16 protein-coding genes and 1 pseudogene are annotated in these 16,309 nt (G+C 71.8%); 11 read left to right on the forward strand and 6 right to left on the reverse strand.

Going from position 1 to position 16,309, the window contains the following annotated elements; all coding sequences use genetic code 11:
- The first annotated feature begins 17 nt into the window (after positions 1 to 17).
- Positions 18 to 893, forward strand: a complete 876-nt coding sequence (locus MTS1_RS07165; RefSeq protein ID WP_023952691.1) for an HAD hydrolase family protein — start codon at positions 18 to 20, stop codon at positions 891 to 893.
- Here the strand turns inward: MTS1_RS07165 and mmuM are convergent.
- Complete coding sequence (gene mmuM, locus MTS1_RS07170; RefSeq protein WP_023952693.1) at positions 886 to 1,764, reverse strand: homocysteine S-methyltransferase; 879 nt, start codon at positions 1,762 to 1,764, stop codon at positions 886 to 888. The genes MTS1_RS07165 and mmuM overlap by 8 nt on opposite strands.
- 35 nt (positions 1,765 to 1,799) lie before the next feature.
- On the opposite strand from mmuM, the gene MTS1_RS07175 reads away from it, so the two are divergent.
- Positions 1,800 to 2,669, forward strand: coding sequence for a Cof-type HAD-IIB family hydrolase (locus tag MTS1_RS07175; protein ID WP_023952695.1), 870 nt, complete (start codon positions 1,800 to 1,802; stop codon positions 2,667 to 2,669).
- The gene (locus tag MTS1_RS07180) at positions 2,669 to 3,142 is read left to right on the forward strand and encodes a GNAT family N-acetyltransferase (RefSeq protein ID WP_023952697.1); all 474 of its coding nucleotides are present in this window, start codon (positions 2,669 to 2,671) and stop codon (positions 3,140 to 3,142) included. The genes MTS1_RS07175 and MTS1_RS07180 overlap by 1 nt, the downstream gene beginning before the upstream one ends.
- Positions 3,143 to 3,163: 21 nt before the next feature.
- Here the strand turns inward: MTS1_RS07180 and MTS1_RS07185 are convergent, their stop codons facing one another.
- On the reverse strand, positions 3,164 to 3,853 hold the full coding sequence (locus MTS1_RS07185; protein ID WP_023952699.1) for a GntR family transcriptional regulator: 690 nt from the start codon (positions 3,851 to 3,853) through the stop codon (positions 3,164 to 3,166).
- A 188-nt stretch (positions 3,854 to 4,041) separates the two neighbouring features.
- On the opposite strand from MTS1_RS07185, the gene MTS1_RS07190 reads away from it, so the two are divergent.
- Genes MTS1_RS07190 through MTS1_RS07215 form a run of 6 tightly spaced genes read left to right on the forward strand, consistent with a single transcriptional unit; the run spans position 4,042 to position 11,212 of the window.
- Positions 4,042 to 4,959 carry an ABC transporter permease gene (locus MTS1_RS07190; protein ID WP_023952701.1) on the forward strand — a complete coding sequence of 306 codons (918 nt, stop codon included), beginning with the start codon at positions 4,042 to 4,044 and terminating at the stop codon, positions 4,957 to 4,959.
- Positions 4,956 to 5,855, forward strand: coding sequence for an ABC transporter permease (locus MTS1_RS07195; protein ID WP_023952703.1), 900 nt, complete (start codon positions 4,956 to 4,958; stop codon positions 5,853 to 5,855). The genes MTS1_RS07190 and MTS1_RS07195 overlap by 4 nt, the downstream gene beginning before the upstream one ends.
- Positions 5,852 to 7,462, forward strand: a complete 1,611-nt coding sequence (locus MTS1_RS07200; RefSeq protein ID WP_023952704.1) for an ABC transporter ATP-binding protein — start codon at positions 5,852 to 5,854, stop codon at positions 7,460 to 7,462. The genes MTS1_RS07195 and MTS1_RS07200 overlap by 4 nt, the downstream gene beginning before the upstream one ends.
- Positions 7,459 to 9,003 carry an ABC transporter substrate-binding protein gene (locus MTS1_RS07205; protein WP_023952706.1) on the forward strand — a complete coding sequence of 515 codons (1,545 nt, stop codon included), beginning with the start codon at positions 7,459 to 7,461 and terminating at the stop codon, positions 9,001 to 9,003. The genes MTS1_RS07200 and MTS1_RS07205 overlap by 4 nt, the downstream gene beginning before the upstream one ends.
- Complete coding sequence (locus MTS1_RS07210) at positions 9,000 to 10,220, forward strand: amidohydrolase family protein (protein ID WP_023952708.1); 1,221 nt, start codon at positions 9,000 to 9,002, stop codon at positions 10,218 to 10,220. The genes MTS1_RS07205 and MTS1_RS07210 overlap by 4 nt, the downstream gene beginning before the upstream one ends.
- On the forward strand, positions 10,217 to 11,212 hold the full coding sequence (locus tag MTS1_RS07215) for an ornithine cyclodeaminase family protein (protein WP_023952710.1): 996 nt from the start codon (positions 10,217 to 10,219) through the stop codon (positions 11,210 to 11,212). The genes MTS1_RS07210 and MTS1_RS07215 overlap by 4 nt, the downstream gene beginning before the upstream one ends.
- Before the next feature lie 21 nt (positions 11,213 to 11,233).
- Here MTS1_RS07215 and MTS1_RS07220 read toward each other — a convergent pair whose 3' ends face one another.
- The 3 genes from MTS1_RS07220 to MTS1_RS07230 are packed head-to-tail and all read right to left on the reverse strand — an operon-like array spanning position 11,234 to position 13,640.
- The gene (locus MTS1_RS07220; protein WP_023952712.1) at positions 11,234 to 12,076 is read right to left on the reverse strand and encodes an NAD(P)-dependent oxidoreductase; all 843 of its coding nucleotides are present in this window, start codon (positions 12,074 to 12,076) and stop codon (positions 11,234 to 11,236) included.
- Complete coding sequence (locus MTS1_RS07225) at positions 12,073 to 12,882, reverse strand: enoyl-CoA hydratase/isomerase family protein (RefSeq protein ID WP_023952714.1); 810 nt, start codon at positions 12,880 to 12,882, stop codon at positions 12,073 to 12,075. Before MTS1_RS07225 ends, MTS1_RS07220 begins: the two co-directional genes overlap by 4 nt.
- Positions 12,879 to 13,640: an SDR family NAD(P)-dependent oxidoreductase gene (locus tag MTS1_RS07230; protein ID WP_023952716.1), complete on the reverse strand. Its 762-nt coding sequence runs from the start codon at positions 13,638 to 13,640 to the stop codon at positions 12,879 to 12,881. Before MTS1_RS07230 ends, MTS1_RS07225 begins: the two co-directional genes overlap by 4 nt.
- A gap of 111 nt (positions 13,641 to 13,751) precedes the next feature.
- On the opposite strand from MTS1_RS07230, the pseudogene MTS1_RS07235 reads away from it, so the two are divergent.
- Together MTS1_RS07235 and MTS1_RS07240 are read left to right on the forward strand one after the other, a co-directional pair.
- Positions 13,752 to 14,252 (forward strand): annotated as a pseudogene (locus tag MTS1_RS07235) (phosphotransferase); the annotation flags it as partial.
- On the forward strand, positions 14,237 to 14,746 hold the full coding sequence (locus tag MTS1_RS07240; protein WP_023952719.1) for a GNAT family N-acetyltransferase: 510 nt from the start codon (positions 14,237 to 14,239) through the stop codon (positions 14,744 to 14,746). The pseudogene MTS1_RS07235 and the gene MTS1_RS07240, both read left to right, overlap by 16 nt.
- Before the next feature lie 8 nt (positions 14,747 to 14,754).
- Here the strand turns inward: MTS1_RS07240 and glpK are convergent, their stop codons facing one another.
- Positions 14,755 to 16,269: a glycerol kinase GlpK gene (glpK, locus tag MTS1_RS07245; protein WP_023952720.1), complete on the reverse strand. Its 1,515-nt coding sequence runs from the start codon at positions 16,267 to 16,269 to the stop codon at positions 14,755 to 14,757.
- Positions 16,270 to 16,309: the final 40 nt, after the last annotated feature.

A 16,309-nucleotide genomic window follows, 5' to 3' on the forward strand; every position in this document is an offset into this window, starting at 1 on the left:
ATCCGAGAGGGGATCGCATGACTTCGTCCGACTTCCGCCGCCGCGCCGTCTTCCTCGATGTCGACGGCACGCTCCTGCAGGACGGCACCCACCTGCCCGAGTCCGCCGTCGCCGCCGTCCGCCGCGCGCGCGAGAACGGCCACCTCGTGCTGTTGAGCACGGGCCGCGGCATGGCCGAGCTGCGCGGCCGCATCCTCGACATCGGCTTCGACGGCGCCGTCACGAACGGCGGCGCGTTCGCCGGCGTGGGCGACGAGCTGATCGTCTCGCGACTCATGACCGCCGCCGAGGTCGCGCGCCTCAGCGCCGCGTTCGAGGCACGCGGCATCCACTGGTACTACCAGTCCTTCGACCGTATGTTCGCGAGCCCCGGTCTGCCGGACCTGCTCGCGGACCGGCTCGAGCGCGACCGCGCCCGCCACGCCGACGACGCCCGGGCCGCGGGGGTCGACCCCGACGAGCTCGAATTCTTCAGCGTCGGCATGAAGACCTTCGACGACGAGGTCCACTTCTCGGATGCCGAGGTCGCCAAGGCCGTCATCCTCGGGCACGACGCGGACGCGGTCGCCGACCTGCTCGCCGAGCTCGCCCCCGACTTCGCCGTCGTCTCGGGCACGATCCCGCTACCGGAGGGCAGTTCGGGCGAAGTGGCGCCGCGCGGCGTGAACAAGGGCGCCGCGATCCTGGAGGTGCTCGCCCACCTGGGCGTCGATCCCGCCGACGCGATCGGCATCGGAGACAACTGGAACGACGCCGAGATGTTCGAGGTGTGCGGCACCGCGATCGCGATGGGCAACGCCGCGCCGGAGGTGCAGGCCCTCGCCGACGAGGTGACGACGGCGATCGACGACGACGGGATCCACAACGCCTTCGTCCGCCACGGCCTCATCTGAGCCGGCGGGCAAGAGCGGCGATATCGTCGGGCGTGGTGCGGCAGCATCCGCCCACGATGCGCGCGCCGGCCCGGATCCAGTCTTCGGCCTCGGCCAGCGCGTGGCCCGGTTCGCCGGTCCAGACGCGCGAATCGGCATCCCACGACTCGCCGCTGTTCGGGTAGACGACGAACGGCACGGCTGCGGCCGACGTCAGGGCCGACGCCACGGCGGCCGGCGGGCAGCAGTTGACCCCGACGGCGACGACGCCCGGCACCCGCGAGATCGCGACGAGGGTCTCGCGCAGCGACGCCTCGTCGAACGCCGTGCTCGCCGCCGACAGCGCGACCCATGTCGGGATGCCGATGCCCTCGACCGCACGCGCGACCGCCTCAGCCTCGGCCGGGGAGGCGATGGTCTCGACCGCCAGCAGGTCGGGCTCGGCGGCGACGAGCGCATCGAGACGGCGACGATGCCAGCGCTCGAGCTGGGCGGCGGTGTGACCGTAGTCGCCGGTGTATTCGCTGCCGTCCGCCCGCGTCGCGCCGAACGGCCCGACGGATGCGGCCACCCGCACCTCCCGCCCCGCCTCAGCCCCGCCCTCACGGGCGACCCGCACCGACAGGTCCAGCAGCCGGCGGGTGCGAGCGGCGTCGAAGCCCGCCGCGGCCAGGTTGTCGAACCCGATCTGGTACGACGCCGTGGTGAGGATGTCTGCGCCGGCAGCGGCGAAACGGGCGTGCGCCGCGCGGACGTCCGCCGGAGCCTCCGACAGCACGCGCGCCGACCACAGCTCACCGGAGAGGTCGTGTCCTCCTGCCTCGAGGGTCGTCCCCAGACCGCCGTCCAGCAACAGCGGCCGGTCGGACAGAGGGGTCGCGACGTCGGACATGTCGTCACTCTAGATCGCCCCATTACGCTGGAGGGGTGACGTCGCAATCTCGCATCATCTTCCTCGACGTCGACGGCACCATCCTCGCGCACGGCGAGTCGATCGCCCCCTCGACGATCGCAGCGGTTCGCGCCGCGCGTGAACGCGGGCACCTCGTCTACCTCTGCACAGGACGCGCCGCCGGCGACATCAACCCCCGTGTGCTCGACATCGGCTTCGACGGCGCCATCTCCAACGGCGGGGCCCTCGCGGTCTCCGGCGACGAGACGGTGCTCGCCGAGCTGATGCCACGCGCCGCCGTCGAGCGCGTCATGGCCTACTTCGACGAGCAGGGCACGCGGTACTTCATCCAGTCTCACGCCGGGGTCTACGCGAGCGAGGGCGTTCGCTCTTTCATCGCCGACTTCATCAGCGAACGCCGGCGCCGTCACGCTGAAGACGTCTCCACCGTGGCCCTCGCCGAGGACGTCGTGGCCGCGCCGCGCTTCGCCCCGGTCGAGGAGGCCGATCTCGACCACATCGCCAAAGCGGTGTTCGTCAGCTCCGACCCCGACGCCGTCGAGAAGACCCAGCGAGCCCTCGGCGATGAGTTCCACGTGATACCGGGCAGCATGCCGCTGCCGACCGGGTCGAACGGCGAGGTCGGTATGCGCGGCACGAACAAGGGGACCGGCATCCAGGCGATGCTGAGCCATCTCGGCCGCGACGCCGCCGACGCCATCGGAATCGGCGACAGCTGGAACGACGTCGAGATGTTCGAGGTCTGCGGCACCGCGATCGCGATGGCCGAAGCCGACCCGCACCTCCAGCGCATCGCCGGCGAGGTCACCACCGGCGTCCTCGACGACGGCATCTGGAACGCCTTCGTCCGCCACGGCATCATCGACCCTGAGACGGCCGCCTGATGGCCCGCGAGCACGACATCCGCCCCATCGACCCCGCCGACGCGGGTGAAGTGCTGACCCTGCAGCGCGCGGCGTTCGTGTCCGAAGCCCTCATCTACGACGCGGCCGACATGCCGCCCCTGACCCAGACCCTCGACGAGCTCCGGGCCGAGCTGCACGAGAACCTCGGCTGCGTCGCCCTCGACGACGGACGCATCGTCGGAGCGGCACGCGCCCGTCTCGACGGCGAGCTGCTGCTCATCGGCCGCATCGCGATCGCCCCCGACCAGCAGGGATCCGGTCTCGGCACCGCGCTGCTCGCCGCGGTCGAGGAACGCGGACGGCAGGCCGGTGCGCGCGAAGCCGAACTGTTCACGGGCTCGCTCAGCGAAGCCAACCTCCGCCTCTACGAGCGCGAGGGGTATGCCGAGTCCGAGCGCGTGCCGCAGGGCGACGGCACCTTCCAGATATTCCTGCGCAAGCCACTCGACTGATCGGCTGCGCCGGACGCGCGGTCAGCCCTTCGATGCGCCGCGACGGCGACGTCGCACGGGCTCGGCGGGCAGCCGTTCTGCCAGACGGGGCATCGACTCGACCCGCCCGCGCTCGACGTGGGCCGCTGCGAGCGCGAACGCGAGATCCGCGTGCCCACCGAGGATGGCCTCGACGATCTCGTCGTGCTCGTCCCATCGGCGCTCCGTGTCGCGCTCCGGGGTGAGGCGGAAGAGCCAGCGTGTGCGGCCCGTGAGCTGGCCGCTCATCCGCAGCAGAAGGCGGTGTCCGGCGAGCGCGAAGATCTCCTCGTGCAGATCGGAGTTGCGGGTCGACGCCGGCGCGTCCTCGTCGTGCGCGACGTGAGCGACCTCGAGGGCGGCGACCAGGTGGGTCGTGTCGGCGCCTGCCGCGGCGTTGCGGGCGGCGAGGGATGCAGCGAAGGGCTCGAGCTGCATGCGCATGTCGAACAGCTCGACGGCGTCGTCGAGCGTGAACGTGTGAACGATCGCGGCCCGCCGGTGCGACGACGACACGAAGCCCTCGGACTCGAGCAGCTGCAGCGCCTCGCGGACGGGCACCCGCGAGACTCCGAGCTGCAGGGCGACGTCACGCTCGCCGAGCTTGTCGCCCATCGCGATGTCGCCGGTGATGATCCGCTCCCGCAGGGCATGTGCGATGCGCCGCCCGGCGGCATCCGTCTCGTCATCCACCCGACCATCCTGGCAGGTCGGGCAGTCGGGGCGGGAATCGCCATCTGGTATCCCTGATGGCCATTTGAAGCCTTGAAAGCGGCTCGAAGGCACGATTCGGTACGCCAAAGTGTCACGAGCGTAAGAGTTGTGTTGCGTGTTCGTTACGCGGCCCGGTCCGCGAGCCGCCGTGCCATAGCGTCCTGCTCGTGCTCCCCTTTCTCCTCCGCCGCCTCGGCCTCGCCGTCGCCACGATCTTCCTGGTGGTGACCGTCGGCTTCGTCCTCGGGCGCCTCACCGGCGCGCCCGGGGCGCTGCTCCTGCCCGACAACGCCTCGACCGCCGACGTCGACGCGCTCAACGCGCGCCTCGGTTTCGACCGGCCCGTCATCGTGCAGTACCTCGACTTCCTCGGCGGTCTGTTCGTCGGCGACTTCGGTGATTCGTACCGCCGGCACGAGCCGGCCCTCGGCCTCGTCCTCGAGCGCGTCCCGGCGACCGTCGAACTCGCCTTCTGGGCCTTCATCGCGGGCTTCGCCCTCGCGCTGATCGCCGCCCTCGCCATCCAGCTCACCGGCAGCCGCCTGCTGCGAGCGATCGTCGGCTGGAGCGGTGCCGTGCGGCAGTCGGTCCCCGATTTCTTCTTCGCTCTCCTGCTCGTGCTGGTCTTCTCGGTCCTGCTGGGCGTCCTGCCCTCGCTGGGCCGGACGAGCCCCGCCAGCCTGGCGCTTCCCGTCATCACGCTCGCCACGGGCCAGTTCGTCATGTACCTGCGCCTCCTCGACGCCGCGCTGAGCGAACAGGCCGAACAGGACTACGTCCGCACCGCGTTCGCGCAGGGGCACAGCCGGGCGAGCATCCTGCTCACCCAGATGCTTCCCAACGCGCTCGCGCCCGTGCTCGGCATGGCGGGCCTGAACCTCGGCGGGCTCCTGGGCGGCACGGTCGTCGTCGAGGTGGTGTTCGCCTGGCCCGGCCTCGGCAGCCTCCTGACCGACGCCGTCAGCCAGCGCGACTTCCCCATCGTCCAGGCCGGCCTGCTGTTCGTGGCCCTGATGTTCGTGCTCGTGAACACCCTGGTCGACACCCTCGTCTCCCGCATCGACACCCGGACGGCTCAATCATGACCCTCACGCCCGTCGCTCCCGCGCCCGTCACCGCGTCACCCGCGACCGCCCCGCGTCCGCCGCGTCTGCGCCTGCGCCCCTCGGCCGTCGTCGGGTTCACCATGATCGGGCTCGTCATCGCCCTCTCCGCGCTGCGCCCGGTGCTGCCGGGGTTCGATCCGATGGGGCAGGACCTCTCGCGGGCTCTGCTGCCGCCGTTCACGGACCCCGCCCACCCCCTCGGGACCGACCCGCTCGGCCGCGACCTGTTCAGCCGGGTGGCCCTGGCGTCGTCGGTCACCCTGGGGATCACCCTCGCGATCGTGGCCCTCAACGCCCTCATCGGGACGACCGTCGGGATCGTGTCCGGCTACTTCGGGGGCAAGGTCGAAGCCGGCCTCTCGGTGCTGTCGAACACGGTGCTGGCGATGCCCGTGGTGCTGCTGCTCATCGCCATCTGCGCCGTCGTCTCACCGAGCGCGGGTCTGACGATCCTCGTCGTCGGCTGCACCTGGTGGGTCGGCTACGCCCGCGTGACCCGGAACATCACGGCGGCGCTGCGACGGCAGGACTTCGTCGTCGCCCCGCTGACGCAGGGTGCCGACACCTTCTGGACCATCACGCGCCACGTGGTGCCCAACGTCTGGCCGCACACCCTCATCATTGCCGCCACGGACATCGCCACCATCGTCCTCATCGAGGCGTCGCTGGAGTACCTCGGGCTCGGCGTCCAGCCGCCCACGCCGAGCTGGGGCGCGATGATCTTCGACGGTCAGAAGTACCTGTCGACCGACCCCTGGCTGGTCATCCTGCCCGGACTCGTCATGTTCCTCGCCGTCGCGGGAGCCCAGTTCGTCAGTCAGCAGTTCACCGCGGAGGCGCGCGGCGCCCTGCTGCGCAAGGGAGGCCGGCGATGACCGCATCCGTCCTGACCATCGAGGATCTGTCCCTCGAGGCCGTCACCCCCACCGGCCCGCGGCCGCTCGTGGCCGGCGTATCGCTCGACGTCGGGCGCGGCCGCGCGCTCGGAATCGTCGGCGAGTCGGGGTCGGGCAAGAGCCTCACCATGCTCGCGACGATGGGACTGCTGCCCGAGGGCGTTCGCGTGACGTCCGGCCGGATCCTCCTCGACGGACGCGACGTCACGGCGCTCACGGACCGCGAGCTGCGGTCGAGCCGGGGCCGCGTCGCGGCCATGATCTTCCAGGACCCGATGTCGTCGCTCAACCCGCTGCGCGCGGTCGGCGCGCAGGTGGCGAGCGCCGTGCGGGTCCACGCGCCCGGCCTCGGACGCGGCGCAGCCCGGCGGCGCGCGGTGGAGCTCCTCGAGTCGGTCGGGGTCCGCAACGCCGCCGAGCGCGCCGCAGCCCGGCCGCACCAGTGGTCGGGCGGGATGCGGCAGCGCGCGATGATCGCGATGGCGATCGCCCACGACCCCCTGCTGCTCATCGCCGACGAGCCGACCACGGCGCTCGACGTGACGGTGCAGGCGCAGGTCATGGCACTGCTCGACGAGGTGCGCGAGCGCACCGGCTCGGCGCTCGCGCTCATCACGCACGACCTCGGTCTCGTGGGCGAGCACACCGACGACATCGCGGTCATGCGCGCCGGGAGCATCGTCGAACGGGGTGCGACCGCCGACGTGCTCGCCGCCCCGCGCGAGGAGTACACCCGGATGCTACTCGCCGCGGTCCCCTCGGCGCACGAGCCGCCCGCCCGCGCGGCGACCGTGGTGGTCGACGATGCTGCGGAGATCGCGTTGGAGGTGACCGACCTCGTCGTCGAGTACCCCGGCCGCCGCGGTGGCACCGTGCGCGCGGTCGACGGCGTCTCGCTGCGGATCCGGGCGGGCGAGACCCTCGCCGTGGTCGGCGAGTCCGGATGCGGCAAGTCCTCGCTGCTGCGCGCGATCCTCGGTCTCACGCCGGCAGCTTCGGGCCGCGTGACGATCGCGGGCACGGCCGCGGCACCCGCCATCTCCGGGCGTTCCGCCGCGGAGCGCGCACGGGCGCAGATCGTCTTCCAGGACCCCTCGTCGGCCCTCGACCCCCGGGTCAGCGTCGCCGGCTCCGTGGCGGAGCCGCTGCGCGTGCGGCACGCGTACAGCCCGGACCGCGTCCGCGACCTGCTCGCGGGCGTCGGCCTCGACCCGTCGTTCGACGACCGGCTGCCCCGATGTCTCTCCGGCGGACAGCGTCAGCGCGTCGGGATCGCCCGCGCTCTCGCGCTCGACCCGGCGCTCGTGCTCCTCGACGAGCCGGTCTCGGCGCTGGACGTGTCGATCCAGGCGCAAGTGCTCGACCTCCTCCGCGACCTGCAGCGCGAGCACCGGCTCGCCTACCTCTTCGTCTCGCACGACCTGGGCGTGGTGCGCGGCATCGCCGACCGGGTCGTCGTGATGGAGGGCGGCCGCATCGTCGAGCACGGCCCCACGGAAGACGTCTTCACCGACCCGCAGCATCCCTACACCCGCACCCTCCTCGACGCCATTCCCCGTCTCACCGCTCGAAAGGCACTCACATGACCCGACACACCTCCCGGCGCGCCCTCGCCGGCGGATCCCTCCTCGCCCTCGGCGCCCTCGTGCTCGCCGGCTGCGCCGGCGGGTTCGACTCCCCGTCCGGCGGCTCCGCCTCGGGGTCGGCCCAGACATCCATCACCGCCGCCCTGCCCACCGACCCGACGTCGATGGATCCCATCCGCTCGGGCGCTCTCGTGGTGCTGTCGGTGTTCTTCCACACGCACGACCAGCTCGTGAAGATCACCGCCGACGGCGAGATGGTGCCCAAGCTCGCGACCGACTGGACCGCGAACGCCGACCTGACCGAGTGGGAGTTCACCCTCCAGCCCGACGTCACGGCGAGCAACGGCGAGGAGATCACCGCCGACGACGTCGTGTTCTCGTACGAGACGATCCTCGGCGACCCGACGGGCGAGAACTACGCCTACCTCTCGTCGGTCGACCGCGTCGAGAAGGTCGACGACCTGACGGTGCGCTTCGTCCTGAAGCAGCCCTTCTCGGCGTTCCCCCGCAACACCTCGCTCATCTCGATCGTCCCGGCCGACACCTATCAGGAGATGGGTCCCGACGCCTACGCCCGCGAGCCGATCGGATCGGGCCCCTACGTCTTCGACTCCATCACCCCGGGCGTCTCGTACGACCTCGTCCGCAACGAGGACTACTGGGGCGAGGCCCCCGCCATCGAGACCATCTCGCTGCAGCCGGTCTCGTCCGCCGAGTCGCGTGCGAGCGGCGTGCTCTCGGGCGACCTCGACGTGGCCCAGATCGGTCCGACCCAGGTCTCGAGCATCGAGTCGGCCGGCAACGCGCAGGTGTTCTCGGCCCTGTCGAACGGCGTGGTCTTCCTCGGCGCCAACTCGACGGCCGGCCCGCTCCAGGACGTCCGCGTCCGGGAGGCCATCGGCCATGCGATCGACACGGAGGCGATCGTCGACTCGCTGCTGGCCGGACTCGCCGAGCCGGCGAAGGCGATGCTCGCCCCCGCCGTCGAGGGCTACTCCGACGACGTCGAGGCGATCGGCTACGACCCGGAGGCGGCGCGCGCGCTGCTCGCGGAGGCCGGGTACGACGGCACCCCGATCCCCTTCGACTACGCCACCGATGGCCGCATCCCGCTCTCGAGCGAAGTGGCCCAGAGCATCCAGGGCTACCTCGAGACCGTCGGCATCGCCGTCGACATGCGCGGCGCCGACCAGCAGAGCCACACGCTCAAGGTCCGCGGCAAGGAGATGCAGGGCATCTACCTGAACACGTGGGCTCCCTCCACCCTCGACGGCGACCTGCCCCTGACCGACTTCTACGAGCCGGCGGGCAACAACAACTACGCACTCGACCCCGCGACCACCGAGCTCGCCGAGCGCCAGCGCGGCGTCGAGGGCGCCGCGCGCGAAGACGTCTTCGCCGAGCTGCTCGGCTACAGCAACGAGCAGGTCTACTTCGTGCCGCTGTACGTCCCCGCCAACAACTTCGCCGCCGGATCGTCGCTGCAGTGGACCCCGCGCGCCGACGGCCTGTACGACTTCACCGAGACGAGCTTCGAATGACCCGCACCATCCTCTCCCGCGTCCGTCCCTGGGGCGGCGCGACCACCGATGTGATCGTGGACGGCGGTGTCATCATCGGCACCGCCGCCCCCGGCACCGCGGACACCACCGCCGCGGACGTCGTCGACGGACGGGGCCGGATCCTGATCCCCTCGTTCGCCGACGTCCACGTGCACCTGGACTCCACGCGCGTCGGCCTGCCGTTCCGCCCCCACACCGGTTCGCCCGGCGTCTGGAACATGATGCTCAACGACCGCCGCAACTGGCGCGAGGCCGAGGTCTCGATCGAGGAGCGGGTCGCGACGACCCTCGAGCGGGCGATCGCCCGCGGCACGACCGCCGTCCGGACATACGCGCAGGTCGACGTCGACGCCGGCCACGAACGCCTCGACGCGGTCGTCGCCGCGCGCGAGGCCAATGCCGGGCGCTGCGACGTCGAGATCATCGCGTTCCCGCAGGCGGGCCTGCTGCGCGAGGCGGGATCGGCCGACGTGCTCGATGAGGCCATGGCACGCGGCGCCGACGTCGTGGGCGGCATCGACCCCTGTGCGCTCGACCGCGATCCGGTGCGCCACCTCGACATCGTCTTCGGCATCGCCGAGAAGCACGGCGCCCCGATCGACATCCACCTGCACGAGCCCGAGCAGCTGGCGAAGTTCTCGGCCGAGCTGATCATCGAGCGCACCCGCGCGACGGGGATGCAGGGGCGGGTCACCATCTCGCACGGGTACGGCCTCGGCCGTCTGCCCGAAGCGCAGCTGCGGCCGCTCCTCGACGAGATGCGGGAGCTCGACATCTCGATGGCGACGATCGCCCCGCCGACGGCGCTCCCGACGCTGATGCTGGCCGAGTACGGCATCCGGCTCGGACTCGGCCAGGACGGTCAGCGCGACTACTGGTCGCCCTACGGCAACACCGACATGCTCGACCGCACGTGGCAGCTCGCCTTCACCAACGGCTTCCGCCGCGACGAGGACATCGAGCACTGTGTCGCGATCGCCACGGTCGGCGGCCGCTCCGTCATGGGGCTGGCGCCGGGCCTGAACGGTGCGGCCGACCGCCCGGGGCTCGCCGAGGGAGATCCGGCCGACCTCGTGCTCGTGTCGGGTGACACGGTCACTGCGGCGGTCATGGACCGGTCCCCCGATCGCACCGTGCTCTACCGCGGCGTCGTCGTCGCCGACGGGCTCGAGCTCACCGGAGGGGTGACCGCGTGACCCTGCTTCTCGGGGCGTCCGAGCTGGAGTCCCTCGTCGACCGTGACGCCACCCTCGAAGCGGTGGCGCGGGCGTTCGCGGAGATCGCGGACGGCGGGGCGCACCAGCCCGGCCCCACCTCGATGGCGACGCCCGGCGACACGGGACGGTTCATCCTCATGGCAGCGGTCTCCGATGCGGCGGGCCTCGCGGGGGTCAAGCTGCTCGCCGACGTCCCCGACAACGCCGAGCGCGACCTGCCGACGCAGCGGTCGATGATCCTGGTCGTCGACCGCGCCGACGGCGCCCCGGTCGCGCTGCTGCACGGCCGCGTCCCGACGCGCGTGCGCACCGCGGCCGCGAGCGCCGTCGCCACCAGAGCCCTCGCCCGCGACGACAGCCGGTCCCTGGGCCTGCTGGGGGCGGGGGCGCTCGCCCGCGAGCATGTCCGCGCGCTGCGGACCGTGCGACCGTTCGAACGCCTCACCGTCTGGTCGCGCTCGGCCGCCACCGTCGCGCGCTTCGCCGCCGACGTCGAACGCTCGGGCGACTGGGACGGTGAGATCGTCGCGGCATCCTCGCCGCGCGAGGTCGTCGACGCCTCCGACGTCGTCTGCACGCTGACCCCGTCGGTGGAGCCGATCCTCTCCGGCGCGTGGCTGCGGCCGGGTCAGCACCTCAACGTCGTCGGGGCACGGCCGCGTCCCGACGAGCGCGAGGTCGACGGGGCCGCCCTCGCCAGATCCTCCGTGTGGGTCGACGACCGCGCGACGGCCGAGACCAAATCGGGCGACCTCCTCCTCGCCGTCGCCGAGGGAGCCCTCACCCTCGACGACGTCGTGGGGACGCTCGGCGAGGTGCTCACGGGTCGGGTGCGCGGCCGCGCCGGCCACGACGAGATCACCCTCTTCGACTCGGTCGGCATCGGCGCACAGGATGTCGCCGTGGCGGCCGTCCTGCTCGACGCTGCGCACGAGCGCGGCATCGGGACGCGCGTCGACCTCAACGCCTGAACCCGGCCGGTCGGAGCGGTCTCAGTCGAGGAACACGTCGGGGAACAGCTCGCTGTCCGGCGTGCCGGGAACCGCCGCATAGCCCGAGAAATCGGTCACGCCCGACGCCTCGAGCACATCCTCGACGATGAGCGTCCGGCCCGTGTACTCGCGCGCGGGCCGGACGAGCACCTCGTAGGCGGCATCCGCGTAGATCTCCGGCGTGCGGCTCGCGGCCATCATCCGGTCACCGCCGAGAGAGTACTGCACCGCCGCCGTCGCGATCGTCGTCCGGGGCCAGAGCGTGTTCGCGGCGATCCCGTCGCCGGCGAACTCCGCCGCGATGCCGAGGGTCGCCATCGTCATGCCGTACTTCGCGAGCGTGTAGCCGGTGTGCGCGCCGAGCCACTTCGGCGAGAGGTTGAGCGGGGGCGACAGCGACAGGATGTGCGGGTTCGCGGCGTCGCGCAGCACGGGGATCGCGGCCCGCGACAGCAGGAACGTCCCGCGCACGTTGACAGCATGCATCAGATCGAAGCGCTTCGTGCCGAGCTCCAGGGTGCCCGAGAGGTCGATGGCCGAGGCGTTGTTCACCACGATGTCGATGCCGCCGAACTCGCCCTGCGTCTTCAGCACGGCCTCGGTGATGGAGTCCTCGTCGCGCACGTCGCCGACGATCGGCAGCGCCTGACCCCCCGCCGCGACGATCTCGGCCGCGGCGGTGTGCACCGTGCCCTCGAGCTTCGGATGCGGCTGGTCCGTCTTGGCGAGCAGCGCGATGTTCGCGCCGTCGCGCGCGGCTCGGAGCGCGATGGCCAAGCCGATGCCGCGGCTTCCGCCCGACATCAGCAGCGTCTTGCCCGCCAAGGGCTTCGCGTCGGTCATCGGTTCTCCTCGGTTCGGGTGCGGCGAGCGGATGCGGCGGCGAACGCGTCGATGCGAACGCGCGCCTCGGGGGTGTCGAAGCGCGTTCCGATCGTCCGCGCCTCGTCGTCGAGGTTCTCGGCGAGAGTGCGCCCGGCGCCTTCTCGGACGAGGCGCTTGGCCTGCCCGAACGCAGTCGTCGCGCCGTCCAGCCAGGCTGCGGCGAGCGCCTGGGCGCGAGCTGCCGGATCATCGACGACCTCGGCGATGAGCCCCCAGTCGAGCGCGGTCGCGGCGTCGAGCGCCGTGTCGTGGAGCAGCAGCTGCAAGGCCCGCCGCTGGCCGATCGCGGCCGGGAGCAGGGTCGACACGCCGAGGTCGGGAGTGAGCCCGATGTTCGCGTACTTGCTGACGAAGACCGCCGACGGCGATGCGACGATGTAGTCGGCGACCAGCATGATGCCGAGCCCTCCCCCGGCGACCGCACCCTGCACGGCGGCGACGATCGGCACCGCCGCAGTGGTCAGCGACGTGATGCCGTCGTGGATGACGCGGGCCGTCTCGGTGACCGCCGCGCCGCCCATCCCGGAGGTCGACATCGACACGACGTCGCCGCCGGCGCAGAAGGCGCGGCCCGCCGCATCCAGGATGACGGCCCCGATCGACGCGTCGGCCGCGACCTCGGCGGCGACCTCGCGCCAGCGGACGGCCATCTCGGCGTCGACCGCGTTGAGGGAGGCCGGACGGTTCAGGGTGATGCGCGCGAGCGCGCCCTCGCGCCGCAGCAGGACGGTGTCGGATGCGGTGTCGGATGCAGTGTCGGTCATCGTGGTGCCATTCTGATCGCGCCGTCGAGACGGATCGTCTCGCCGTTGAGGTAGTCGTTGTCGACGATGTGGGCGGCGAGCGCGGCGAACTCCTCGGGCGCTCCCAGCCGCTGCGGGTACGGCACCTGCTCGCCGAGCGAGCGCTGCGCGGCATCCGGCAGCCCGGCCATCATGGGGGTCTGCATGATCCCGGGGGCGATGGTGCAGACGCGGATGCCGTAGCGCGCGAGCTCCCGGGCGATCGGCAGGGTCATCGCGTGCACCGCCCCCTTCGACGCGGCGTAGGCCGGCTGCCCGATCTGGCCTTCGAAGGCGGCGACGGAGGCCGTGTTGACGATGACGCCGCGGGCGCCGGTCTCGGTCGGCTGGGTCCGGGCGATCGCCGCCGAAGCCTGGGCCACGACGTTGTAGGTGCCGACGAGGTTGATGCGGATGACGCGCTCGAAGTCCGGCAGCGGCGTGGGGTGTCCTTCTCGGTCGAGCACCTTGGCGGGCGGCGCGATCCCGGCGCAGTTGACGACGACCCGCAGAGGCGCGGTCTCGCCGGCTGTCTCGACGGCCGCGGCGACCTCGCCCGGATCGGTGACGTCGGCCGGCGCGAACCGGCCGCCGATCTCGGCTGCGACCTCGGGCCCGGATGACCCCGGGAGGTCGACGATCGTGACGTGGGCGCCGGCGGCGGCGAGGCGCCGCGCCGTGGCCGCACCCAGGCCGCTGGCGCCGCCCGTGATGAGGGCGGAGACTCCCGCGATCTGCATGTGTTCTCCTTCGAACTCGCCCCTCCACCCTAGAACGCCCGCGGCGAGCATCCGACCGGCGATCGCGCGTGCCGTCGCGTCGACGAGCCGCCGTCTCTCCGGAGTCGGGCGGGAGAGCGGTGCGGGCACGACGCCGAGTGGCTCGTGACCCGCGCACTGCCCGGCCGGTCGGCTGTCGATCCCCGCTGGGTCGAGGAGCCCGCCACCGCCGTGCGCGCGGTCGGCGAGGGACTGCGCGCCCTCCACGACGCCCTGCCGGCCGCCGGCTGCCCGTTCGACTGGGGTGTCGAGCACCGGCTGCGCACCGCAGCGGCGCGCGGCCTCGACGTACCGGCATCCCTCCACGCGGCGCCCGAGCCCGATCTTCTCGTCGTCTGCCACGGCGACGCCTGCTGCCCGAACAGCCTCGTCGACGACGACGGGCGGTGGCTCGCGCACGTCGACCTGGGGGCCCTCGGCGTCGCCGACCGGTGGGCCGACATCGCCGTCGCGGCGATGAGCACCGAGTGGAACTACGGCCCCGGCTGGGAGGACGCGCTCATCGCCGCCTACGGCGTCACCCCCGACCCCGAGCGCCTGGCCTACTATCGGTCGCTGTGGAACGAGACCTGACCTGGCGCATCGTCGACGTCGCCTACGACGATCCCCGCGCCCGTGACCTGCGCCGACAGCTCGACGACGACCTCGGCGCCCGGTACGACGGCTTCCACGGCGACGAGCCAGACGAGCGACGCCGCGCCCGCGCCCGCGCGCTCGCGACGCACCCTGACGAGATCGTCACGACGCTGATCGCCCTCGTCGCCGAAGCCGGCGCGGACGAGGCCCCCGCGGGGCACGTCATCCTGCGCCGGCTCGGCGACGAATGGGAGATCAAGCGGCTCATCGTGGCACCCGCGTTCCGCGGGCTCGGCATCGCGCGCGCCCTCATGTCGGCCGCGCTCGATGCCGCCCGAGCAGACGGTGCGGAACGCGTGATCCTCCAGACCGGGCTCCAGCAGCCCGAGTCCCTCGCGCTCTACTCCTCGATGGGCTTCAGCCGCATCCCGGTCTACGAGCCCTATGCCGAGACGATGCCTCGCTCGGTCTGCTTCGCGCTCGCGCTCTGACCGCGGCCTCAGCGGACGTCGTCGTCGACCCAGTCCATCGACTTCGTCACGGCCTTCTTCCACAGCCGCAGCTGGCGCTCGCGCTCCGGGGCGTCGTCGTTCGGCGTCCAGCGCTTGTCCTCCTGCCAGTTGGCCCGCAGCTCGTCGAGGTCGTTCCAGAACCCGACGGCGAGACCCGCGGCGTAGGCGGCACCGAGCGCGGTGGTCTCGGCGACGACCGGTCGCACGACGGGAACGCCCAGGATGTCGGCCTGGAACTGCATCAGCGTGTCGTTGGCGATCATGCCGCCGTCGACCTTCAGCTCGGCCAGGTCGACGCCGGAGTCGGCGTTGACGGCATCCAGGACCTCACGCGTCTGGAAGGCCGTCGCCTCGAGCGCTGCCCGCGAGAGGTGCCCGCGGTTCGCGTAGCGCGTGAGCCCCACGATCGCGCCGCGGGCATCGGGCCGCCAGTACGGGGCGTACAGGCCCGAGAACGCGGGCACGAAGTAGACGCCGCCGTTGTCCTCAACCGACAGCGCGAGCTTCTCGACCTCGGGCGCCGTGGCGATGATCCCGAGCTGATCGCGCAGCCACTGGATGAGCGACCCCGTGACGGCGATCGATCCTTCGAGCGCGTAGTGGGTGGGGCCGTCGCCGAGCTTGTAGCCGATCGTCGTGAGCAGACCGTTCTCGGACCGCACGATCTCGGTTCCGGTCTGGAAGATCAGGAAGTTGCCGGTGCCGTAGGTGTTCTTGCTCTCGCCGGCATCGAAGGCCGCCTGCCCGAAGGTCGCAGCCTGCTGGTCGCCGAGGATGCCGGCCACCGGCGTCTCGCGCAGCAGCGACGTGTCGCGAGCCTCGCCGTAGACCTCGCTGGAGGAGCGGATCTCGGGCATCATCGAGCGCGGCACCCCGAAGTCGGCCAGGATGTCGTCGCGCCATTCGAGGGTCTCGAGGTCCATGAAGAGCGTGCGCGACGCGTTCGTGACGTCGGTCGCGTGGATGCCGCCCGAGGGGCCACCGGTGAGGTTCCACAGCACCCAGGTGTCGGTCGTGCCGAAGATGAGATCGCCGGCCTCGGCCTTCTCGCGCGCACCCTCGACGTTCTCGAGGATCCAGACGATCTTGGTGCCCGAGAAGTAGGTCGCCAGCGGCAGACCCACGATGTCCTTGTACCGCTCGACACCCTTGTCACCGGCGAGCCGGTTGACGATCGGCTGCGTACGCGTGTCCTGCCAGACGATGGCGTTGTAGACGGGGATGCCGGTGTTCTTGTCCCAGACGACGGCGGTCTCGCGCTGGTTGGTGATGCCGATCGCGGCGATGTCGTGGCGGGTGAGGTTGGCGCGACCGAGCGCGATGCCGATGACCTCGCGCATGTTGTCGCGGATCTCGATCGGGTCGTGCTCGACCCAACCCGCCCGCGGCATGATCTGCTCATGCTCCTTCTGCCCGACGGAGATGATCGAGCCCTTCTTGTCGAAGATGATCGCGCGGCTCGAGGTCGTGCCCTGGTCGAGGGCGATGATGTAGTCGGTCATGATGTGACGTCCTTGTCTGTTCTCGTTGTCGGTTCGGTGG

It is taken from the genome of Microbacterium sp. TS-1 (assembly GCF_000509385.1).
Lineage (GTDB): Bacteria > Actinomycetota > Actinomycetes > Actinomycetales > Microbacteriaceae > Microbacterium > Microbacterium arborescens.